This is a genomic window from Salinispirillum sp. LH 10-3-1 (assembly GCF_030643825.1).
Classification (GTDB): domain Bacteria; phylum Pseudomonadota; class Gammaproteobacteria; order Pseudomonadales; family Natronospirillaceae; genus Salinispirillum.
In genome coordinates this window covers 2,211,326-2,234,725 of the sequence record NZ_CP101717.1, presented here as the reverse complement: position 1 = coordinate 2,234,725, position 23,400 = coordinate 2,211,326, and the positions used below count along the sequence as shown (strand labels likewise).

Here is a 23,400-nt window from a genome sequence, read left to right as displayed (position 1 = left end):
ACTTGCGGCAAAGTGTAGGCTACCTGTTACCCTACCTTTGGGCGTTCAAAGGCAGGGTGTTACTGGCTTTGTTAGCATTGCTGGCGGCCAAGGGCGCCACACTCCTCATGCCGTGGGCACTCAAGAACATCATTGATGGTGTTGACCGGAGTTTGCAACCGGAACTGGTACTCCCTCTGGCTTTTCTGCTGTTCTATGGGCTGCTGCGCTTTGGTGGCGTGTTTTTTGGCGAGTTGCGTGATGCGATTTTCAGTCGCGTAACGGAACATGCCATGCGGCAGATCGGGCTGCGAGTGTTTAAGCATCTGCATGCCTTGGAATTGGCTTTTCATCTTGAGCGGCAAACCGGCGGTATCAGCCGCGATATCGAGCGCGGTACCAGTGGTATCAGTTTCCTAATGCGCTTCTTGATGTTCAATATTGTCCCGACGCTGTTCGAGATATTGATGGTGGCGCTGATCTTCACCATCGCTTTTTCTGCTTGGTATGCCTTAATCACTCTCGTAGCAGTGACCCTCTATATACTGTTTACGGTGCTGACGACCGAGTGGCGCAACCGCTTTGTGCGTGCCGCGAATCAAGCTGACTCTTCGACCAATACGCGCGCTGTTGATAGTCTGCTTAACTACGAGACGGTGAAGTACTTCAATAACGAAGATTACGAGGCGCGCACCTACGACAGTTTCCTGGCGCATTGGGAAACAGCCAAGTTAAAGAACCGAATGTCTTTGTTGGCGTTGAACTCAGGCCAGGCACTGATCATAGCCATGGCCATTACGGCCATGATGATTATGGCCGCGCAGGGTGTGATCGGAGGTGAAATGACGCTGGGTGATCTCGCTATGATCAATGCCTACATGATTCAGCTGTTTATTCCACTGAACTTTCTGGGTTTTGTCTATCGTGAAATCCGCCGTGCGCTAACCGATCTTGAAAACATGCTGGGCTTGTTGGCCAGAAAGCCGGTGATTGCCGATCACCCGACTGCAAAGGAGCTACAGTTAACGCGCGGAGAAATTGAGTTTCGTCAGGCCAGTTTCGGCTACCACCCAGAGCGCAAGATCCTCAAAGACTTCACGCTGACCGTGAGCGCCGGTAGCAAGGTGGCTATTGTGGGGGCGTCGGGTGCCGGCAAAAGCACCATTGCCCGTTTGCTTTACCGTTTCTACGATTTGAGTTCTGGAGCGATCTACATCGATGGTCAGAACATCGCGCAAGTGACGTTGCGCAGCTTGCGGCAGCAAATTGCTATCGTGCCGCAAGATACCGTACTGTTTAACGCCACCATTCGTGAAAACGTTGCGTATGGCAATCCAGAGGCTTCAGAGGAGGCCATTGATCGGGCGATCACCATGGCACATTTGGATGGCTTTATTAAAGCCTTGCCCAATGGCGATAAGACCGTTGTCGGTGAGCGCGGTTTAAAGGTGTCGGGCGGTGAAAAGCAACGTATCGCCATTGCCCGCGTATTGTTGAAGCAATCGCCTATCTTGATCTTCGACGAAGCCACATCGGCGCTCGATTCCAATTCAGAAGGGGCTATTTTGGATGCCATGCGGGAAATTGCGTCTGGGCATACATCCGTGGTGATTGCCCACCGCTTGTCGACGGTGACCGACGCTGACAACATTGTTGTGTTGGACAATGGCGCAGTGGTTGAGCAGGGGCGGCATGAGGCGTTGCTGAAGCAGGGCGGTCGATACGCGCAGTTGTGGGCTCTACAACTGCGTGAGAAGCGATAGAAAACGCCGAGCTACTCTGCCTTCTCGTCGGTTACTGTTACCGGCTTGCTGACCTTCAGTGCTTCGGGCGGCAGGGCGTGCTTGGGTAGGGCATCTTCTTCAACACCCATGTCCATCAGGCGGGTACGCAGTTCAATATTCTCATTTTCCAGCCCGCCAATGCAGGCAACCATGTCTTCGCTGTCCGTTACAAACTTGCGTAACAGGTTTTCCATTTCGTTGGCGTGGCGGTTCGCCTCTGTGTTCTCACTGGCCTGCTGTGCTGCGACCTGCAGTTGTTCAATCTTGTTGTTGGCGTCGTTTAGCTCATTTTCCAGAATCATCACGCAGGTTTCTGACTCTTTGAGTGTCGACTCCATCGATTGGATCTGCTGCTCTTGACGGACCATTAACTCTGCACGTTCTTCTTCTTGTTGAGCGGCTTTGAATTGCAGAAGGTTCTCACGCATGGCGCTGATGTTGTTCTTCTGGTCGTTGGCAAAGTCGTTGAGTTTGTCTAGTCCTTCGGTATTGAGCTTTTGAAACTCTTGAACGGTCGCTGGGTCCACTCCAGCCGCTGGCTTCATGCTCGCAAGCTTTTCTTTCAACTCAGCAACGGATTTGTTCGATGCTTCTAGCTCTTTTTCCAGCAGTGTGATGGCCATGTCAGACTCTTTCATATACTGCGTCTGATGTTTGATTTGCTGCTCCATGATCTCCACGACTTCTATGGAATTGTCGTCGGCAATGGCCTTCTGTAGCTTAAGGCGCATATCGTTGATACTTTCCAACAAATCAAAGCGCTCACACTTGAGGCGATAGATTTCTTCGGCATGTTCGCCAGAGGTCGCAGGCTCGTACCCAGGTGCACTGGGGTCTATGGTAATGCTACGCAACTCGGCAACCTGTGCTTTAGCGGCTTCAAGCTCCTCTAAAGCCTGCGTATGCATTGATTCATAGCGCTCGAGGGCATGAATGCGTTTCTTATGCAGTTCAACTTGCTCTTGCAGCTGGCCCAGCTCAGAGTCTACCGGTATTAGGTTTTGTCGTTTGCCAATCAACTTCTCGATGCGCTTGATAAACGCTTCTTCTGTATCTTTGGGGTTGGGGTAGGGGGACGCAAGAGCTGCTTCGTATTCCAAAAAAGCGCGGCGGAGATCGCTGATGTTGCTATCGTCAGTCGCTGCTTCTTCATCCGCCTCTTCGGTTTCATTATCTTCACCGTCAGGGGCATCATCCAGCTCACTCAAACGGTCCTGTACCAGATCACCGTAGGACTTGCCGCTGTCCTCACGAATGCGGACCACATCGGCGGCTAACGCTTTGTTTTCTTGGCGCAAGCGTGCCAATTCCGCTCGGCGTTCCATTTCCCGGCGAGCGCGCTCTTTTCTCAAATGGGTCAAGATGGCAATCATGACACGTAGGAGTCGGCTCTTATAGAATAGAAAGCCGGAAACGATGATCACGGCGAGCAGAACTTCTGCAATAATGAAGAGTGCGAGTGGTTCTATATACATGCCGCTGTTCGCCTCAAATGCCAGAGAATATTAGACTTTCGCTCAAAGGAGCTTACCCAGTCAAGTCAGCGAAATCATGCCTTGCCCAGCGTTGCTCCGGAGTTTTCTGTCATCTGTCCGCCGCGCGAGTAGGTCGGCTCTGGCAAGTGGCTTTTCAGTAATCGACCGAACAATTGATTCTTCAAGTGCGTGCGAGTCAATAAGCGGCCATTGATTTGGTTATGGCGGTCGCATTGCTGCAGCATACTCTTGGTATCATCAAGCAGTGGAATCAAGCGAGGCGCTTGTGCTTCTAGAGCTGCTCGCAAATCAGTGTCACCCAATTCTTTGATGTGAGCTACATAGGCGTCTTGCGTTGTAGCAAGTTTTTGCGCCAGTGTGGCCTTTTGAGCGATGACTTCGGTTGAAGGGGGTTCGCGCTGGTAAAGTGCGTCGTATTCTTCCATGAGGGCGGCAAGCATTTGCCGCCCTAGCGAAAGTAACTCACTGAGGTGTTGTTCTAGAGCTTTTTCGTATTCATCTGACCATTGCATGATAGAACTCTCCCGCTAAGAGCCTGACTGCAACGGCCTTCACATCAATGGAATTAGAGGCTTCCCTCAAATTTCTGGATGGCTGCTGCCAGGCGCTCATAGTTAATGGTGTATTCGCCATTGGCGATTGCTGACTTGATTGTGTCAACACGCTCTTGGTCCACATCCGGCATTTTTTTGATCTGCGCTTCCAGACTCTGCAAGGATTGTACCTGACTGCTCAGTTTCACCGAATCTTCCTTATTGGAAGCATTCTGGCTATTGCTGGCAACATCCCGCGTGAGTGGAGTGACGTTGTCTTTGCTTTTGGCGCCATTGGTTCCGTTTTGACCGGGACCAATGCCGTTGTTGAAATTAATTGCCATGATAAAACCCTCAAAGTTACAGTTCCGCTAGGTGCTTTAGCGGCAAGGCTTAAGCAAACTTTAGTGCAAATCTAAAAATAATGAATTTTTTTTGGCGTTAATGCCATTCTACTCGCCGCGCGGGGTAAAAGGTACTTCAACCAGCCCCCGGCCTATAACCCAAGCGCGCACCACTTTACCAGAGTTGTTGTTTCTGACAGAAATTTGACGCCCTTCGACGCCGTCCGTCAGTGCTGTACCGGCCATCGATACTGAAATTCCACCGCCGGTGGCTCTGATGGTCACTGCATCCCCGCGTGAAACTAACTTGGGTGCGTTCAGTACACGGCTGTGCAAGACATAGCCGAGTCCAAGATCGCGCGCGAGTGCAGAACCGATGACTGCATCGGCATCGAGATAAAAACCTTGATGTTGATCGGCAATGTTTAGCTCTTGCAGGGTAATGTCGGTCTCAGTGAGAACTGAATTACGCGGAAGTGACCGACTTAACACCACGACCGGAAGGCGCATGCCAACACTGGCAACCACATGTGTTGTCCAGTTTTGCTCAGCCTCGCAAGCAACCCGCAAGCGAACATTACCAATCCATTGATTCCGACTTGCTGTAACATGAAGAGGTGCCGAGCATTCTTCAAGTAAGCTGACCGCGTTCGGTAGAGTGAGGTCAATATTAATTTTTTCTGCTGTAGCGCCGCTATAATGGTCTAGAATAGCTTTACGGATGTGCTCACTTAACTCTGCGGTGAGCTGGTCTCTATCCAGCGCTGTAGCAGGCAAGGGCAAAAGCAGCAGGCAGAATAAGATGCCTGACAGGCTTTGGAGTGCACAGTAACGTCGTACTAGGGCCTTTGAGAAGCGCGCCATTCGGGTGCCTATTGGTCTACAATGACAGATAACCGTCAGTGAATGTCGTATGAGTTAACGTCATTCAATTATTATGCCAGTCAATGTGATTCTGGAGTGTGAAAATGGCCGGAGTATTGGATAGTGTCAACAAGAGAACGCAACTTGTAGGCCAAAACAGGCTTGAGCTTTTGCTGTTTCGTCTCAACGGTAAACAGCTGTATGGGATCAACGTCTTTAAGGTCAAAGAGGTACTGCAGTGCCCGCGCCTCACCAGTATGCCAAAGAGCAAGTCTGTGGTGCGTGGCGTTGCCCATATACGAGGCGGCACAACCCCTATTTTAGATCTCGGATTGGCGACCGGAAAGCGGCCGCTGGAAAACATTGATGATGCCTTTGTGATCATCACAGAATACAACAACCGTGTGCAGGGCTTTTTGGTGGACTCGGTTGATCGCATTGTTAACATGAATTGGGAGGACATTCTGCCACCCCCCAAGGGCACTGGCCATGATCACTATCTGACGGCAGTCACCAAACTCGACGATCAGATGGTAGAAATCATCGATGTCGAAAAGATTCTAGCGGAAGTGTCGCCAGTCGATGAAACCATCCGAGAAGGCCTGATTACCGACGATGCACGCAGTGCAGCGGTGAACAACAAGGTACTGATCGTCGATGATTCGCGCATTGCGCGTAAGCAGATCAGCCGCTGTGTTGAACAAATTGGCATTGAGACAGTTATCCTTGAAGACGGTAAAGAGGCGTGGGACTATCTGGTGCAAATGATTGCGGACGGTAAGAATCCGGTGGAAGAGTTTGCCATGATCATTTCCGACATCGAAATGCCAGAAATGGACGGCTACACTCTGACCGCCAACATAAGAAATCAACCGGAATTGAAGGACATGCACATTATTCTGCATACTTCGCTGAGTGGTGTGTTCAATAAAGCCATGGTGCAGAAAGTAGGTGCCAATGATTTCCAAGCTAAGTTCCACCCGGATGAGCTGGCTCAGAAGGTGATCGATCAGATTATGGCCCGTGGTGGTACCGTACCGGCACTCGAAGAATAACTAGGGAGTACCCAGCCATATGTCGGCTGTTAGCAGAGGTTATGAGGAGTTCAGCCAGTTTCTGGAAAAGCATTCCGGAATTGCACTGGGTCCTAACAAGCAGTATTTGGTGTCTAGCCGGTTACGCAACATTCTTAAAGACACGAACTCAGAGACCCTCGCGGATCTCCTGAAGTTGGTGGAACGAGATATGCGTGGCAGCTTGCGTGCCCAGGTGGTGGATGCTATGACCACGAATGAAACCTTGTGGTTCAGGGACATGCATCCATTCGATATCTTGCGCAACAAGTTGCTGCCGGAATACACGCAAGAAAAGGTGAAGCAGCCGCTGCGTATTTGGTCGGCGGCATGCTCGACCGGGCAAGAGCCGTACTCAATCTCCATGATTATGGAAGAGTTTAAGCGTACTCGACCAGGCTCGTTTCAAGGTGAGAAAATCATCGCAACTGACATCAGCACGCGAGCACTCAGTGACGCAAAAGCGGGTGAATATGCCATGCTGGCCCTCGGACGTGGACTGGATACAGCGCAACTAAAGCAGTACTTTGATCAAACCACCGATGGGCGCTGGCGCATCAAGCCGGTGATTGCGTCACGAGTGGAGTTCAAAATTCTGAACTTGCTGGAAAGCTACTCATTGCTGGGGCAGTTTCATATCATCTTTTGTCGTAATGTTTTGATTTATTTTACCGGTGATCTTAAGACCCAGATTTTGAAGAAAATGCACCAGTCGTTGCGGCCCGGCGGGTATTTGATCGTCGGTGCATCTGAAGCCGTCAATGGCTTGAACGATCTTTATGAAATGGTGCATTGCCGCCCTGGCATCATCTACCGGAAAAAGTAGCGGAAAAAGCGGCAATTCTTGTCGCTTTTGGCTGCAGTGAAGCGCCCTTAGAAGCCACCAAACCCGCTGATTAGGCGGGTTTTTCATTTCTGGCACGCAAGTTGTATTGTAAAACGTGCACACAAGAGGAGCACTATCATGTCAGCGTTAGGTTTTCAAAATTCGTTGGGTATTCACCAGAAAGCATTGTTGGTTCGCGCTGAGCGTACTGAAGTGTTGGCGAATAACCTGGCCAATGCGGATACCCCCGGGTTCAAAGCCCGTGACATTGATTTTGAGGCCGTGCTCCGTGGCGAAGTGGACAAGAATGCCAGCCTGGCAGTGAAGCGTACCAATAATCGCCACATTGCTGGACGCGGATCGGTTGATTTTGAACTGTTGTATCGTAGTCCTTATCAGCCAGCCATTGACGGTAACACCGTTGATGACAACGTTGAACACGCTGAGTTCACTAAGAACGCAATGTCGTACAACGCCAGCTTCGAATTCCTGAATGGCCGTTTCTTGGGGCTGCGTAGCGCCCTGAGAGGCGAATAATGAACGCTGGGCGTTAGGAGAATAGCACCATGTCATTTACCAATACGATCAACATCGCTGGATCCGGTATGACCGCCCAGTCGGTGCGCTTGAACACCACGGCCAGTAACCTGGCTAACGCGCAGAGCGTGAGTTCCAGCATCGACGAAACCTATCGTGCCCGTAAGCCCGTGTTTGAGGTGATACCGAAGCAGATGAATCACCCGGATTTCCGTTATCTGACGGCCAATCGTGATGTCGGTAATGGTGTGAATGTGGCCGCCATTGTAGAAAAAGACGGGCCGCTTGAAATTCGTTATGATCCTACTCACCCTATGGCGGATCCAGAAGGTTATGTGTATTACCCGAACGTCAATGTGGTCGAAGAAATGGCCGACATGATCTCGGCATCGCGTACTTTCCAGGTGAATGTTGAAGTATTCAACACCGCCAAAACACTGGTCCAGAAAACCCTGACAATGGGTCGTTAAAACAGGTAATGCATCATGTCTAACATCAATCAAGTTGGCGCGAGTAATCCACTCGACCAGTACAGCATTGACAAGAAGGCACCGCCTAAAGCGGACCGTGGCGAGTTGGGTAAGGATCAGTTCCTGGAGTTGATGATCGCCCAGTTGACCAACCAAAACCCGTTGGAGCCGAAAGAAAACGGCGAGTTCATTGCGCAATTGGCGCAATTCTCAACGGTTGAAGGTATCACCAATATGAGCGGTGGCTTTGATAAGCTGGCCACGGCCATGAAGTCGAGCCAAGCACTGCAAGCGTCAAGCTTGGTCGGTGGTGCGGTGACGGTTGACGGCCAGCAAGAAAGTGCATTGCGCTACGGCGACTTGGTATTTGGCACGGCCAATATTACGCCCGGTGCCGACAACTTAGTCTTGCAGATTGAAGACGAGTTCGGCCAGGTGATTGAATCTGTTGCCTTGGGGCCACAGCCATCCGGTGAGCTGGCGTTCAAATGGAACGGCTTGGATCTGGAAGTGAATGGCAAGTGGGCCGACATAGACTACGACAAATTTGAGACTGACGAAGACGGCAATCCTTTTCCGCATCCGGAAGGAAATTACCGCTTCCGCATTATGGGCAACGTAGCCGGACAGAATATGGCGCAAGCGGTGTCCATGAGTTCGCGAGTCGACAGTGTTTCCATATTGGCGGATAACACCGTAAAACTGAATCTTGAGAACGGAAAAGATACGACGCTGGATAAAGTAACGCGTATTAATCACGTATTTTAACGTAGATAAAATTGGTCGGTATTAAGCCCGTGTTGGCTTAATACCGATTCATAAAAAGCATCAAGTAGTTATTAATTAAGTGGAAAAATCTATTTTTCTGCTAACGGCGAAGCTTTGTCTTCAGCCCACAGAAAAGAATCCCTAACCGGGTTGCATAAGAGGATATACCGATGAGTTTCAGCACAGGCTTGAGCGGCTTGGCCGCAGCGAATAAAGACCTCAAGGTCACTGGTAATAACATTGCGAATGCCTCGACGACCGGTTTTAAAGCCAGCCGTACCGAGTTTGGCGATGCCTATACGTCCAGCATGCTGGGCACGGGCCGCAACCCGGTCGGCGGCGGGGTGAATATCGCTAATATTGGCCAGAAGATGACGCAGGGTAATATTACCCAAACCGGCAGTGTGCTGGATATGGCCATCGACGGAAGTGGTTTCTTTGTTACGCAATATCCAAACGGTGAAGTAACTTATACGCGCTCCGGTATATTCGGTGTCGATAAAAACGGTTATATCACATCGAATCAAAATGCCCGCTTACAGGGTTTTGGTGCCAGCGCCAGCGGTATTGTGGATGGTATTCTGCAAGACTTGCGTATTGATACTGCCAGTCAACCGCCGCGCGGCACGAATAAAGTGAATGCGGGTGTAAACGTACCTGCAGGGGCGCCTATTTTGGCGCAGTTGGGCAGTATTACGCGTACCAATGGCCTGGCGATTGGTCAGGTTCAGGTGGGTTCACCCGTAGCAACGCAAACCGTACTCAGTACCGTGGGTGTACCGACTACGGCGGGAACGGCGTCGTCGGTGACCGGTAGCTTGAACTTGGCGGATATCTATACGGCGGGTGATGCGGTAGAGCCGGTGGGCATTTATTCTACGGGAATCAGTACTCCGCAGTTCTATAGCTTAAATCCTGATGCTGCTATGGCTGATCCGTTGGCACCGTTAGTGGGTGCCAGTGACACGATAGACCTGTCTATTCAACTGCCTGGATCAGCTGTGCCAACGGTCGTTACCTTGGGGCCATTGACCGCGCAGCCAACGACGCCTGCGCAAGCGCGTACCCTGATTGAAACGGCATTGAATTCAAACCCGATTACTGCGGGTAGGGTATTTGTGCATTTGGATACACTGCCAGATCAACTTCGCTTCTTCTCGACTAATGGTACTGAATTTCAGGGGATCGTAGGCGGAACCGGTAACTTAATCGATGCCATTGGTTATGGTGGTGTAGGCGGTGCGGCGTCAGGCCCTGAGCTACTGTTTGAACCTCTGCCAAATGCCCAGGACATTGAGATAAACTTCCAAGATTCTGGTGTGCCGACAACAATTACAGCGACGTTTGCGGCTGGTACTCAGTACACGGACCAAGCAACGCTGATCAATGATTTGAATAACGGTGTAGGCTCTGTCACGTTGAGTGGACCACTACCCGCAGGTCTGGAGTTTCAGCTGACTCCTAACGGAAATGGCATTGAGTTGATTTCTACAGACCCAGATATTCGTATCACTAATATTCAAGATGTAGGGCCGGGAACATCGGGAACCCAACTTGGTTTGACCGGTGGTGCGGTATCAGAGCGTGTATTCCAGAACGTACCGTCACCTACTGATACTATTCAAATACAGATTCAAGATCCGTTGTTGAACGGTGGCGCACCCCTAGCAGTTTCAATTGCACCGTTTCCCGGTAGCGCCAACTTTGCGACCTTTGGTGCCATGCTGGATGCTTTCCAAACGTCTATCGACGATAATTCCATCTTGGGTGGTCGGATTATTGTGCAGGCGGATCCCGAGCAGTTACCGGATAACGTTGTGCAGTTTGTATCGACCTCAGGTACCCGTGTGCTTTCGGTGAATGACATTGGTGGTAGCAACATCGCAGAAGACCTCTTCTTGCGCACTGGGGACGGCGCATCTGCAGCGCCTTCGGTATTCAGTCAGTTGCCTCCTGCATCACCTCAGACACTTGATATTACGTTGCAGGGTCCAAACATTAATGATGGTATTTCCACCACTATAACGTTGGAACCCTTCCCCATCGGTGGACAAATTCGCAGCATGAGTGACCTGATCGAGTCATTCCAGGCAGCGGTGAATAATGATTCTACGCTTGCTGGTCGTGTGCGTGTGCAAGAAGACCCGGATCGCCCAGGTTATTTGCAGGTCACAACGGACGGTCCGTTTGCTTCTGATGGTACGTCCATTGTACGTATCACGGACAACGTAGGCACCTTGACGGGTTTATTGGGCATCGACACTGAAGATGTCGGTCCAAATGCACCCTTAGTGACTGCACCTATTGCCGGTAGTGATTTGTTTGCGGGTGGCGGTAGCATTGACCTGACGACAATCCCAGGCACACCAGTGCAGGTGCAGGGCAATAATACCACTCAGTTGACTTTCAATAACTTTGAGTCTGGAACGGTCAGTACCCTACGTGGTTCCTTGTCTCTGCCATCCACCTCTATTGGTGACCAAGGTGGCGTTCTCGGTCGCACGTTGGATATTCGTGTACTGACGGGCAGTATTGACAGCACTATCTCTATTCCTGTGCCGGGTACTGGTTTTGCCTCACGGGCAGACTTGGCGAATGCCGTCAACAATGCGTTGTTCGCTAACCCCACGCTAAGCGGTAACGTAACCGCAGGTTTGGACGGTACTAATTTGCTGTTTGCTAATACGGCGAACAATTCGAATCCCATTACTGTCGTAGATAATGGTAGTACAGCTGTAGGATTCAACGCCGATACGCTGGGTCTGACGTCGAACAGTGTGCCCCTGCCTACCTCTACACCAGGTACCAGCGATACCCCCGCGAACAACCAGTTGCGCGTGAGTGTTGGCGGTGAAAACCCTGGTGTTGGCACCATTGTTATCCCTGCAGGTGAGTATACGAACGCAGATGAAGTGGTCGCCTCAATCAATGCGCAGATTAACGCCGTAGGACAGTTAGCTGGTAAAGTCGAAGCCTCTCAAGTCAATGGCCGTATTGTGTTTGCCTTGACAGCCTTGGGCGGTTTCCCTAACTCGCTGAACGTGACCAATGTACCAGGTAATACTGGCTCCTTGGCGGCCATCGGCCACTCGTCACAAACCACGACTGCCGCAATCGATCCGGTTGATCGTCGGAATTCGTTCCGCATCAATCTAGCAGTGCCACTGCCAGACCCAGATAATCGTTCCGGCTCGGTAGAAATCTCGATTGATGAGAATATCCGTAGTATTGAGCAGTTAGCCCAAGCCATCAATCGCGAACTGGCCGATGTGCCGGAGGCCGATTACATCGGCGTGAAGGCGCAGGTGACCTTAAACCCAGATGGCACCAAGCAACTCCAATTGGTTGCGACACGTGCTGGTGAGCCTTCACAGATATCTATTTCTAATGTGCAGGCCATTGGTGAGGATATTACGGTAGAAGAACTCAATGCCATGTTGCAGATTGATCGCCTAAACAGTGACTATCTGGAGCTGGGGCAGCCTAAGGTGAACAATGGTTACCCTGAACAATCGTTTATCCTTACGGATCCCGATGGCGAAGAGCGCATCGTAACCATTGATGAGAAACAAACGGCTTCGCAAACAGCGACTCAGCTGTCTGCATTACCGGGCGTCAACGCGACCGCCAGCACGCAACTGCGTTTCCTAAGTTCGGATTATTCGAACGCCGGGGACATGAATGTCTTCATCAACGGTCAAGTCATCACCTCGAACAACTTCTTGGCGATGGTTGAAGAGATCAACCAGTACCAGCAAACGTCCTTGTCGGGCATTACCGCTAGCTTGGACGGCGATAGCGGTGACCTCATTCTGACATCAGGTACAGGGCAAGATATTACGGTACAGATTGAGTCGCCGCGTGTAGCAGACCGCCTAACCTTGCTGGGTGAAGAAGGCACTGCCCCAATTACCTTGGGTGCTGTGCCAGATGGCGAAACCACTGCCCTGGTGGGTGGTACGGTTGAGATCATCTTGAACAAAGACTACAGCATGCGTCAGCCAGACCCTCGGGTCACCGGTTTGTTTAACGGCTTGGTCGCCGACGACTTCGAAGACTTTGTGATCAATGCTTTTGATCCTAAGAACCCTGAGACGTACAACGAGACCTCGTCGTTGACCATTTATGATTCACTGGGTAATCAGCACGTCTTGCAGATGTTCTTCGTAAAGGATCAAGATGATCCAAACCGCCCGTTCGACTTGAACAGTTGGACCGTGTATGCCCAGATTGATGGTCGCGATATCGGTGACCCAGACTTGAGCTTGCCGTTCCCTGAGAACCAAGTGCCCACGCAGGCACAGTTCAAAATGTTCTTCAACGCCGACGGTACGTTGAACAAAGAAGCCAGTGGGTCATGGTTGATCTCTAACTGGTTGCCACGTAACGACGAAGGCGGTGCAACGGGTGGCTACGGCCCACGTCCACAAGCACAAGGCGGCCAACTGCCGATTCCTGTGCCGAACGTAAGCTCGAACTTCGAGATCAATTTTGAGCGTGTAACGCAGTTTGGTGGACCATTCTCACGCGAGAATTTCTCGCAAGACGGTTACGCATCGGGTCAGCTGAAAGACTTGGAGATCAACGATCAGGGTGAAATCGCTGCGCGCTATACCAACGGTCAATCACAGGTCATTGGTCAAGTAGCAGTTGCCTCCTTCCGTAACCCAGAGGGTTTGAGTCCGATTGGTTTCACTGAATGGACGGAGTCCTTTGAGTCGGGTGATGCAACCATCGGTGTCCCGGGCACGGGTACTCTGGGTAAGATTCGCTCGAGCGCTTTGGAAGACTCGAACGTGGATCTGTCTGAACAACTGGTTCATTTGATCATCGCACAGCGGAACTTCCAGGCCAGTGCGAAGACCATTGAAACAGCCAGTGCGATAACGCAGACCATCATTAACCTGCGTTAATGAGCTGTAGGGCGGGAGCTTGATATCGTAAGAGCGCACCCGCCACAAACAGTTGATTCGTGATTACCGCTCCGCTGGGCAATGAAAGATAGGTAAGGCGCTGCCGCTTCACTTGATCAATCGTTGCCGCTCTTGCCGCTGTTCGTCCTCAAAGGAACAGCGGCACCCCCCTAAAACCGCCCAGGGCCGCACCCTGTGGCGGTTTTCTTTTGTTGGCACGCTAATCGCATATCCCTAGTGAGACACTAATCATTTTGAGGGGTTAAACCCATGGATCGTGCCATATACATTGCTATGAGCGGTGCCAAGCAGAACATGCTGGCGCAGGCGGCGCATTCCAATAACTTGGCGAACGCCAGTACCACAGGCTTTCGGGCCGACTGGGAGCAAGCGCGCGCCATGCCAGTATTCGGCGAGCATTATCCGTCGCGTGCGTACAGCATGTCCGAGCGCCCAGCAACCGACTTTAACGACGGCCCGCTGATGAGCACCAGTCGTGACATGGATGTAGCAATAGCGGGTGATGGTTTCCTTGCAGTGATCGATCAGAACGGCGAAGAGGCGTATACCCGCCGTGGTGACTTGATCGTGGATGCCGCTGGGCAGGTCTTCAATGGCGATGGCCTACAAGTGGTCGGCGAAGGTGGCCCTTTGGTACTGCCGCCATTCCAGCAAATCAATATCGGTAATGACGGCGTCATTACCATTCGTGCGCCCGGTGACGGCCCACAAGAGCTGGCACAGGTTGATGCGTTGAAGTTAGTGAACCCTGACTTACAGAATATGGCCAAAGGCACCGATGGTCTGTTCCGGCCGCGTGAAGGTGACGCCGTATTAGGTGCTGATCCGCTGGTGCAGGTGCGTTCAGGCTTTCTTGAAGGGTCGAACGTCAAAGCGGTCAACGAACTCGTAAACATTCTGTCGCTGAGTCGTCAGTATGAAATGCAAATTAAGATGATGAAGAGCGCCGAGCAGGCCTCCGAAGCATCACAACGTCTGCTCCAGATGAGCTGATAGAGGGCCTGCATCATGATGAAAGCACTTTGGGTCAGTAAGACCGGTTTGGAAGCGCAGGACATTAACCTGTCCACCATTTCCAATAACCTGTCGAACGTCAGTACCACAGGTTTTAAAAAGGATCGTGCTGTTTTCCAAGATCTGATTTATCAGATCCAGCGCCAGCCAGGCGCGCAGGAAAACCAAAACGATCAGCTGCCTTCGGGGCTTCAACTGGGTAGCGGTGTGCGCATCGTGGGCACCCAGAAAGAATTCAGCCAAGGTGACTTAGAAGTCACCGAGAACCCACTGGATTTGGCCATTAACGGCCGTGGGTTCTTCCAGATTCTGATGCCCGACGGCAACGTCAGTTACACGCGCGACGGTACCTTCCACATCAATGCGGACGGTGAAATCGTAACGGCTTCCGGTGCGCTACTAGAGCCAGGCTTAGTGGTTCCTGAACAAACCAAAACCCTCACCATCGGTAGCGACGGCATCGTCACCGCGGTGTTCGCAGGCGACAACTTGCCGGTGGAAATTGGCCAGATTGAAGTGGTTGATTTTATTAACCCTGCCGGTCTGCAAGCCATTGGTAGCAACCTGTTTCTAGAAACCGCTGCTTCCGGTGCGCCGCAGCAGGGTGTGCCTGCATTCGATGGCTTTGGTGCCATCATTCAAGGGGCGTTGGAAACATCCAACGTGAAGATCGTGGAAGAAATGGTGAACATGATTTCCACACAGCGGGCCTACGAAATGAACTCAAAGGTGGTCTCAACGGCCGACCAGATGCTCGGTACGATAACGCAGAACTTGTAAGGTCTGTGAATGGAGGGTAAACCCATGAAAATTAAGCGTATTTTATTGCTGCCTTTTGTCGTACTGACGGTCGTTGGCTGTACGTCGACGGGCGAAATCAAGTTCGATGAACGGCCGGATGAGCCAGCGTGGGCGCCTGTGCCGGTACAAAATATGATGACGCCGCCGCCCGCCAATGGGTCGATCTTTGCGCAGGCATACGGCGTGCAGTTGTACGGTGATAAGAACGCCCATCGGGTTGGCGATGTCATCACCGTTATTCTGAATGAGCGCACAGTATCGCAGAAGTCCAATGCAGCGAATTCCAGTAAGTCGTCTGACGCCGATTTGCGTGCGCCAGTGATTGGCGGCAATGAGTTGCGAGTGCTCAATAATGCACTGTCTGCCAACGTCAACGGCAGTCGTAGCTTTTCCGGTAGCGGTCAAGCAAACCAAAGTAACCGCCTGGAAGGCGCGATCAGTGTGACGGTGGCCGAAGTGTACCCCAATGGTGTATTGCGCATTCAGGGTGAAAAATGGATTACCCTGACGCGCGGACAAGAATACCTGCGTGTTACCGGTTTGATTCGTCCGGAAGACATCAATTTGGACAATACCGTGGCGTCCAGTAAACTCGCCGATGCCCGTATTGCCTACAGCGGTACCGGTGAGCTTGCGGATTCTACGCGGCAAGGCTGGTTGACGCGCGCCCTGAACAGTGGTTGGTTTCCCTTTTAACGGTTAGCAATATCCGTAGGGCGGGTGTTTACACCCGCCGCTAAAACCACTGCATAGAAGGCCATCCACTGCAACCATCGCCTAGCTAGGCAGTAACAAGAGGACGTCATGAAAATAGTGACCACGCCAGCCCTTTTCAGGGCTTTTGTGCTGTCTGGGATTCTGGCTTTGTTCACAACGTCCGTTTGGGCCAATAACGGAGAGGTGGTCCAGACCCCAGTCCGCTGTGTATCCGTCGGTTTAGGTGAACGCCTCTGTGCTATCGAAGCGTTAAACGGTCAGCTTTGGTGGGTTGATTCCGGCGGTGAACGCAGAACCGTCTGGATGTCTGAGTTCTATCGGCTCGGGCGTTGGAGTCTGAGCGACGATGGGCAATTCCTTATGGTTGAAGCCTTTGAGTTTGGTGGGCCGCAAAGCATGGCAGTGTTGCGCACTGAAGTGTTGCTGGATGAAGATCTTGCAATACAGCCTTTATGGCAACAAACCTACGGGCGCGGCACCGCGCACAATCCGGAATCGGTTGCCACACCAATGGGGTGGCACAGCGGCGGCATGTTAATGTACGAAGACCATGGGGCTGTTTCGGAAGATTGTTTGCGTTTTATCGCCACACAAAATCCGCGTGAAACACGCGCCATCTGCGGAGAAGCCATTGGCTCCATATCCTCAAATGAAGAGGCATGGAAAACCTGGCGACGCTTCAGTCCTGAGTAATGATGAAGTCACCGTTGCTCTAGCGCTTTGGTGGACAGAATAACCGTAACCTATTATTACTTTTTAACAATAGGGCTCAGAAGGTAAGTAATGATTGGATTATAGTGCCTTTCCCGCACCAGCACCTGAATAGTGTCCATGTCGATGTTCATGTACTCGTGAACGATTTTATTGCGCAAACCAATGATACTTCGCCAACGCTCCAATTGTTGAGCATCCCATTGTTCGAGCTTGCCTACTTCTTTGATGGCATCATAAGCGGAAACAGGCACTGGCTTGCCATAGCTTTTAAGCGTATTTTTTGCCTTGCCAATAGAATTTTCCACCAATACCTGCAGTGCATGTAACACACCATTCTGTTCCAGTGGTGTCAGGGTGGCTCCCTGCCTTAAACGCTCTGCTGTATCATCAAGAATACTTCCTTGTTGCTCTGCAATAAGATGCGTCTCTGCCAGATAAACATCAAGCCGCATGTTCTTGCTCCCAATACCAGTCTTCCAGTTCGCGCCAGGTTCGCGTTAGAAAATGATACCAGGGCAATTTCTCGTCTCCGGTAATCACCAACCCTTCCTCGGCAATCACGGCTTTCATGGCCAGATTGGAATTGGCAGCATCGATCAGGTCAATCGAGCTGTCGTCCACTGCCAAAGCAATTGCCAGGTCTTCTCGAAGCGCTTCAACCATCGCCAGATAACACATAGGGTTTGAATGTATCGTACCCGCTTCAGGTGAAAACTGAAAAGCGATATCCCAGTCGCTGGTTTGCTGCGCTGTATCGAGTGCCCGGCTGCCAACAAGTACCAGAAAGTCGAGTGTATCCGGTAGCGTCAGAATGCTTTTCAGGCGTTCAAGGTGAGGGTTCTGCATGGCCTTGCTATCTTTCAACATGTTTTGACTCAGTATATACCCTTAATTGCAGCACAGTAAAAGGTCCGTTGTCGGCCTAAGGCCCAGAGCGGGCGTTTACACCCGTCGTGCTAGGTAGCATCAGGCATAAATGCCCACTACGGCATGCATATTGCATCTGTTAACTAGAATCCCTATCCGCGTCAAAAAACAGGTGACGATATGCGTGTTTCCGCACTGATACTGACTTCTTTACTGGCTGTCGTCGCTGCCGCACCGGCAATGGCTGACCGTATCAAGGACATTGCGTCCGTGGCAGGTGTACGTGATAACCAATTAGTGGGTTATGGTCTCGTCGTGGGGTTGGACGGCACCGGTGACCGAGCCCCGTTCACCAACCAAACCTTCAGCAATATGATGGCTCAGTTTGGTATCACCATTCCAGAAGGTGTGGACCCGCGTCTGCGTAACGTCGCCGCCGTATCCATTCATGCCACGCTGCCAGCGTTTGCGCGTCCAGGGCAAGCCATTGATGTCACTGTGTCGTCCTTGGGTAATGCCGGATCGTTGCGCGGTGGCAGTTTGCTGCTGGCACCTCTGAAGGGTGCTGATGGAAATGTTTATGCGGTTGCTCAAGGTAATTTGTTAGTCGGTGGTTTTGGTGCTCAGGGTGCCGATGGTTCCAGTATCACGGTCAATGTCCCCAGTGCAGGACGCATTCCCAGCGGCGCGATCGTTGAACGCGAAGTGCGTAGTGGTTTCAATGAAGGTGACTTTCTAACGTTTAACCTGCACCGTGCGGACTTTACGACCGCCATGCGGATGGCAGAAGCCATCAACGATATGTTGGGGCCGGGTAGTGCTTATGCGCTGGATGCCGGTAGCGTACGAGTGACCGCGCCGCGTGATTCCAACCAACGCGTAACCTTCTTGTCGGTGCTTGAAAACATCGAAGTGCAACAGGGCGAAGGGCGAGCCAAGGTCATTGTTAACTCGCGTACTGGTACCATTGTCATCGGGCAGCATGTGCGGATTACACCAGTGGCGATCACGCACGGCAACCTGACGGTAACCATTGATAATACTTTGCAAGTAGCGCAGCCTGAACCCTTTACTGATGGCGAGACTGCCGTAGTGCCGGATACAGAGATTGCTATTGAAGAAGAAGAAAACCGCATGTTCTTGTTTGGCCCCACCATTACGTTAGAAGACGTAGTGGCAGCAGTGAACGAGGTGGGGGCTTCGCCGAGTGATTTAATGGCAATTTTAGAAGCCATGAAACAGGCTGGGGCTTTGAACGCCGAGTTGATTGTTATTTAATTCCATTTCCGTGGCGTAGGAGCGCAGCCCTCTGCGCGAAGTTGATTCTAGGGCAGGTGTTTACACCTGCCTGACTGCGCGGGGCCTTTCGCGGGTATGAATACTCGCCCTACGCCGGTGTGGCGTCCCGCTGGCATTATTTCTCACCCTTCAAGTTATCCCCAATCCCGCCGCTATCATCCGTATATTCATCTCTGGCACAGCAATTGCTGTACAAACCGTAGAACGGCAAATTACAAGGCTCTACCATGGCACTGAATTCCTTCAGTAATACAGCGACCGGCAATGCATTCGTCTACAACGACCTGCAAGGCTTACAGTCGATCAAGCGGCAAGCGGAATCCGATGAGGAAGGCGCACTGCGTGTTGTCGCGCAGCAGTTTGAAGCCATGTTCACGCAAATGATCATGAAAAGCATGCGGGAAGCGACGCGTACGCTGAATCCTGACTCTTTCTTAAGCTCCCATGAGACCGAATTCTACGAGCAGATGCTCGACGAACAGATGTCATTGAGCATGTCACAGCAGGGTGGAATGGGGCTGGCCGATGTCTTGTTTGATCAATTAAGCACACAGGCACGCCGTGCTCAAGGCGGCAATAATTCGCCGGATGTTTTGCCGCTTGACCACCATGGCCGGCCGATATTGCCAAGCCGTCCCTCCATGGATGTGTTGGACCAAGCCGTTGAAGACTTATCAGTAGGCAACCCGCCTTCGGCACCCAGCAGCGATGACTTCAAAGTGACAGAATTTAATTCCCCCGAAGAATTTGTCAGTGCTGTTTGGCCGCACGCTGAACGGGTGGCTGAAGAACTCAACGCCGACCCGCGTTATATCGTTGCACAGGCGGCATTGGAAACCGGTTGGGGGCGTTATGTCATCAGCCGACGTGACGGCGAAAGCAGCCATAACCTATTCAACATCAAGGCTGATCACCGTTGGTCGGGCGACAGTGCCGAAGTCACCACCAAAGAGTACCTCGGGGGTCGACCCGTGCACGTGCAAGCTGCATTCCGTGCCTATGATGACTTTGCCCAAAGCTTTGCCGATTATCAGGCATTTTTATCGAATAATCCGCGCTATCAAGGCGCTTTGGAAGTAGCCAGTGATGGTGCTGCTTACGCCGAAGCCTTGCAGTCTGCTGGGTACGCGACCGATCCACTGTACGCTGAGAAAATACAGCGCATCGCCAGCAGTCCCTATATCGAGTCCATGTTCCACACCACTGTGGCATCTCTGGGAGAGTAAGCAATGAGTCTGCTCAACATAGCCCTGACCGGCTTGAACGCATCACAGAAGCAGTTGGAAGTGATTGGTAACAACATTTCCAATGCCAACACGCCTGGGTACAGTCGTCAGGAAGTCATTCTGAACTCCGCGAACTCGCAGTTCATGGGGGTTGGCTACATCGGTTCTGGTGTGGATGTCACCACGATTCGACGCCTGCACGATGCCTTCACGACCGAGCAGATGCGCACGGATACGCAGCTGTACAAAGGCTATGAAACCTATCGTGACAACATTGATCAGATCAACAAGTTACTCGGTGACGAGCGTACCGGAATCGGCCCAGTGTTGTCCGACTTCTTCTCCGCGTTGCAGACCGCTTCCGACAGCCCGGGCTTTATTCCTGCGCGGGAAGCATTTATAGGGGCTGCTAGCGTATTGCAAGACCGTTTTAATCTGATTTACGACCGTATGGACCAGCAGAACAAGTTGATCAATGATCAGTTGCGCAGCTACTCCGGCGAAGTAAATACACTGGCGAGTGGCATTGCCCAGCTCAACCAGGATATTCAAAACGCTCAAGGGGACTCTCGGAGAGCGCCACCGAACGACCTGCTCGACAAGCGAGACGAAATGGTTCGTCAGCTATCGGAAATTGTGGCAGTTGATGTGGTCGTGGCCGACGGCAACTACGATGTTTACATCGGCTCAGGCCAGGCCTTGGTCATTGGTTTTGAAGCCAATCGGCTCGAAGCCCAGCCTGGCGTTAAAGACCCCAGTCGCAGCGACATCGTTTTTGTGAGTAAGAAAGAACGCTTGGTGATCACCGACAGCATCAATGGTGGTCAACTGGGCGGTACACTCAAGTTCCGCAATGAGAACCTGGACGAAGCGCTGAATTATTTAGGTCGGGTTGCCGTCGGCGTCGCCTCTTCGTTCAACGAACAGCAAGCGTTAGGTATTAACCTGTTCGGGGCTTTTGGCTCTGACATGTTCACCGACTACAACGACCAAGCACTGGCGCGTTCTCGGGTACAATACAACGCCAACAATGCGCGGCCGAACGATCGCGTAGTCGAAGTCTATATTCGCGACATTGGTCAGCTCTCGGTCAGTGACTATGAAATGCGCTTTACCGGCCCGCGTGACGCCAACTATGAAGTCGTACGATTAACCGACGGCGAAGTGGTCAGCAGTGGCGTGATCTCCGGTGAGCGGCCAGCCTCGGTATCCTTTGATGGCCTTGAAGTGAAGATGGTCGCGGGTACCTTTCAGCAGGGCGACCGCTACGTATTTCAGCCCACGCGCGGCGCGGCGAAGGATTTTGACCTCAAGTTGACTCTGCCTGCCGAATTGGCTTTTGCCATGCCTATTACGGGTGGCAGCAGTTTGGCTAACCAAGGCACCGGTTCCATCGATAACGGAGTGTTGCTGGACGCCGATACTAAGGCCTTTGCAGTGCCTGGCGAATTGTCACCGCCTATCTTGGTGGTGTTTGAGAGTGCGGACCGATATACCTTGCTGGATAACACCGATCCACTGCGGCCGCGCCAACTGCAGCCACCCATGCGCAACCTGCCGTTCACGCCAGGCATTGCCAACGATATGTTCTCCAATAATCCAGGTGAAACTCAGGTCACCAGCTATTCCGGCTGGTTACCCAAGGTACCGTTTACACAGGCGGCTAATCAGCCAGATGTCTGGCCGAACAACGGTTTTAACCCTGAGCGTATTACGTTCGAGACCATTGGGCCTGACGGGAAACCTCAGTTATTAGAGCGTCTCTCCACGCCCGGCGGCGCGAGCGCCAAGCAGGTAGCGTCTGAATTAAATGGAGTACCTGGTGTAACCGCGCGGGCATTCACTGAAGTTGAATTGAGTAAATTCCGTGACGCTACGCCGCCCTATGACCCACCAGTGCCTTTTGAGGTGTACATCAATGGCGTTGATATCACCATGCCGGGTGAGGAACTGGGTGATATTCAGGGGATTTTTTCTGAAGGATTTATAAAAGAGGTACCGTCCCCTCTGACTGCTGATTTCATTGCAAACCGAATCAACAACAGTTTTGCCCTGCAAGATGCAGGCATTACCGCAAAAAGTGATGGTTTCTCGGTCAAGATCACTTCGGTCGATGGTGATGATATTCGCATTGAAATGAAGGGTGATCGCCCTCAAGACGTTGCCAATGCAAGGGGTGACAGCTTTGAAGTCAGTAACGGACAAACTGTTTTCCTCGACTCCGTCGGGGCTGACACGCGAGGCTTGTTAACTCAGTCAAGAGGCTTCGATTTCTCGGACAGAGGCCCCTACCTTTACGAATTCACGACACCCTATGGGGATAAAGCTTCCATAGAATTGACCGATAACTATGCAGACGCCGACGATATGTTGCTCGGTATTGCGCAAAAGATTGAGGCTGAGCTAGCCAGTCAAGAGCGCATCAAGCGCAACGACCCGTGGCTCAATGGCGCCGACGCGCCAGGCCGAGTCGATGTGTCTATCGATGAGCGTGGTAATATCAGCTTCAAAGTCGTCATGAAAATGGAAGGGCAAGGCGGCACGGGTAGCCAAAAAATGACCATGGGCGGTCAAGTCGACGTGGTAATGGACGATGGCATCACCATGACCACTGAGCCGCCGTTTGGTAATCTTTTCCAGGGCTCGCCGAATGCGCAGCCTACGTATATGGGTTATCAGTTCCAAATTGACGGGCGGCCCGTAGCCGGTGACCGCTTTGAAATTGGCTATAATAAAGATCCGAGTGCCGATAACCGGAACTCGGAGCGGATGATCGACTTGCAAACCGCAAAATTGCTGAACGGCCGAGACGGTGGGTTGAATTTTAACGACGCCTACTCGCAACTGATTCAGCAAATCGGTTTGTCAACGCGGCAAGCGCAGATCAACACCGACACCGCGCGTGTTTCGCTTGACCAAACGATGGCAGCTTGGCAACAGGTGTCGGGCGTGAATTTAGACGAAGAAGCGGCACGACTTGTGCGCTTTGAGCAGGCATACAATGCCAACGCCCAAATGATACGCGTCGCACAGGAAATCTTTAACTCCCTGCTAGGCGCCTTTAGATAAAAGACCGTAGGGGGCCAGCCCCCCTGGCTGAAGAGTATCGTAGGAGGCCAGCCCTCTGGCCGAAAATGCCATAGGAAGCCAGCCC

General features: G+C 51.9%; 20 protein-coding genes. 14 read left to right on the top strand and 6 right to left on the bottom strand.

Features of this window, described 5'->3' with window-relative positions; genetic code table 11:
• Positions 1–2 precede the first annotated feature (2 nt).
• On the top strand, positions 3–1,742 hold the full coding sequence (locus tag NFC81_RS10000) for an ABC transporter ATP-binding protein/permease (RefSeq protein WP_304994345.1): 1,740 nt from the start codon (positions 3–5) through the stop codon (positions 1,740–1,742).
• An 11-nt stretch (positions 1,743–1,753) separates the two neighbouring features.
• On the opposite strand, the gene NFC81_RS09995 is transcribed toward NFC81_RS10000, so the two are convergent.
• The 4 genes from NFC81_RS09995 to flgA form a co-directional block, all read right to left on the bottom strand.
• Positions 1,754–3,238 carry a hypothetical protein gene (locus NFC81_RS09995; RefSeq protein WP_304994344.1) on the bottom strand — a complete coding sequence of 495 codons (1,485 nt, stop codon included), beginning with the start codon at positions 3,236–3,238 and terminating at the stop codon, positions 1,754–1,756.
• A 74-nt stretch (positions 3,239–3,312) separates the two neighbouring features.
• Complete coding sequence (flgN, locus tag NFC81_RS09990; RefSeq protein ID WP_304994343.1) at positions 3,313–3,771, bottom strand: flagellar export chaperone FlgN; 459 nt, start codon at positions 3,769–3,771, stop codon at positions 3,313–3,315.
• Positions 3,772–3,824: 53 nt separating this feature from the next.
• On the bottom strand, positions 3,825–4,136 hold the full coding sequence (gene flgM, locus NFC81_RS09985; RefSeq protein ID WP_304994342.1) for a flagellar biosynthesis anti-sigma factor FlgM: 312 nt from the start codon (positions 4,134–4,136) through the stop codon (positions 3,825–3,827).
• 108 nt (positions 4,137–4,244) lie between these two features.
• Positions 4,245–5,000 (bottom strand): flagellar basal body P-ring formation chaperone FlgA, encoded by a 756-nt coding sequence (gene flgA / locus NFC81_RS09980; RefSeq protein WP_304994341.1) that lies wholly within the window; start codon positions 4,998–5,000, stop codon positions 4,245–4,247.
• A 104-nt stretch (positions 5,001–5,104) separates the two neighbouring features.
• Here flgA and NFC81_RS09975 point away from each other — a divergent pair, with 104 nt between their 5' ends.
• The 10 genes from NFC81_RS09975 to NFC81_RS09930 all read left to right on the top strand — a co-directional run bounded on the left by NFC81_RS09975 (position 5,105) and on the right by NFC81_RS09930 (position 16,833).
• The gene (locus NFC81_RS09975; RefSeq protein WP_304994340.1) at positions 5,105–6,055 is read left to right on the top strand and encodes a chemotaxis protein CheV; all 951 of its coding nucleotides are present in this window, start codon (positions 5,105–5,107) and stop codon (positions 6,053–6,055) included.
• Between the two features lie 19 nt (positions 6,056–6,074).
• On the top strand, positions 6,075–6,899 hold the full coding sequence (locus tag NFC81_RS09970; RefSeq protein WP_304994339.1) for a protein-glutamate O-methyltransferase CheR: 825 nt from the start codon (positions 6,075–6,077) through the stop codon (positions 6,897–6,899).
• A 138-nt stretch (positions 6,900–7,037) separates the two neighbouring features.
• Complete coding sequence (gene flgB, locus NFC81_RS09965) at positions 7,038–7,436, top strand: flagellar basal body rod protein FlgB (protein WP_304994338.1); 399 nt, start codon at positions 7,038–7,040, stop codon at positions 7,434–7,436.
• 29 nt (positions 7,437–7,465) lie between these two features.
• Complete coding sequence (gene flgC, locus NFC81_RS09960; RefSeq protein ID WP_304994337.1) at positions 7,466–7,906, top strand: flagellar basal body rod protein FlgC; 441 nt, start codon at positions 7,466–7,468, stop codon at positions 7,904–7,906.
• Between the two features lie 15 nt (positions 7,907–7,921).
• The gene (locus NFC81_RS09955) at positions 7,922–8,674 is read left to right on the top strand and encodes a flagellar hook capping FlgD N-terminal domain-containing protein (protein WP_304994336.1); all 753 of its coding nucleotides are present in this window, start codon (positions 7,922–7,924) and stop codon (positions 8,672–8,674) included.
• 170 nt (positions 8,675–8,844) lie between these two features.
• The gene (locus NFC81_RS09950; RefSeq protein WP_304994335.1) at positions 8,845–13,587 is read left to right on the top strand and encodes a flagellar hook-basal body complex protein; all 4,743 of its coding nucleotides are present in this window, start codon (positions 8,845–8,847) and stop codon (positions 13,585–13,587) included.
• 270 nt (positions 13,588–13,857) lie between these two features.
• Positions 13,858–14,601 carry a flagellar basal body rod protein FlgF gene (locus tag NFC81_RS09945; RefSeq protein WP_304994334.1) on the top strand — a complete coding sequence of 248 codons (744 nt, stop codon included), beginning with the start codon at positions 13,858–13,860 and terminating at the stop codon, positions 14,599–14,601.
• 15 nt (positions 14,602–14,616) lie between these two features.
• On the top strand, positions 14,617–15,402 hold the full coding sequence (flgG, locus tag NFC81_RS09940) for a flagellar basal-body rod protein FlgG (protein WP_304994333.1): 786 nt from the start codon (positions 14,617–14,619) through the stop codon (positions 15,400–15,402).
• A gap of 24 nt (positions 15,403–15,426) precedes the next feature.
• A complete protein-coding gene (gene flgH / locus NFC81_RS09935) occupies positions 15,427–16,119 on the top strand; it encodes a flagellar basal body L-ring protein FlgH (protein WP_304994332.1) in 693 nt (230 codons plus the stop codon).
• 108 nt (positions 16,120–16,227) lie between these two features.
• A complete protein-coding gene (locus tag NFC81_RS09930; RefSeq protein WP_304994331.1) occupies positions 16,228–16,833 on the top strand; it encodes a hypothetical protein in 606 nt (201 codons plus the stop codon).
• Between the two features lie 56 nt (positions 16,834–16,889).
• Here the strand turns inward: NFC81_RS09930 and NFC81_RS09925 are convergent, their stop codons facing one another.
• On the bottom strand, positions 16,890–17,306 hold the full coding sequence (locus NFC81_RS09925; protein ID WP_304994330.1) for a DUF86 domain-containing protein: 417 nt from the start codon (positions 17,304–17,306) through the stop codon (positions 16,890–16,892).
• Complete coding sequence (locus NFC81_RS09920; protein ID WP_304994329.1) at positions 17,296–17,721, bottom strand: nucleotidyltransferase domain-containing protein; 426 nt, start codon at positions 17,719–17,721, stop codon at positions 17,296–17,298. The genes NFC81_RS09925 and NFC81_RS09920 overlap by 11 nt, the downstream gene beginning before the upstream one ends.
• Positions 17,722–17,901: 180 nt before the next feature.
• Between NFC81_RS09920 and NFC81_RS09915 the strand changes: the two genes are divergently transcribed.
• The 3 genes from NFC81_RS09915 to flgK all read left to right on the top strand — a co-directional run bounded on the left by NFC81_RS09915 (position 17,902) and on the right by flgK (position 23,315).
• Positions 17,902–18,999 (top strand): flagellar basal body P-ring protein FlgI, encoded by a 1,098-nt coding sequence (locus NFC81_RS09915; protein ID WP_304994328.1) that lies wholly within the window; start codon positions 17,902–17,904, stop codon positions 18,997–18,999.
• Between the two features lie 248 nt (positions 19,000–19,247).
• Positions 19,248–20,246: a flagellar assembly peptidoglycan hydrolase FlgJ gene (gene flgJ / locus NFC81_RS09910; RefSeq protein WP_304994327.1), complete on the top strand. Its 999-nt coding sequence runs from the start codon at positions 19,248–19,250 to the stop codon at positions 20,244–20,246.
• 3 nt (positions 20,247–20,249) lie between these two features.
• A complete protein-coding gene (flgK, locus tag NFC81_RS09905; protein WP_304994326.1) occupies positions 20,250–23,315 on the top strand; it encodes a flagellar hook-associated protein FlgK in 3,066 nt (1,021 codons plus the stop codon).
• The last annotated feature ends 85 nt before the right edge of the window (positions 23,316–23,400 follow it).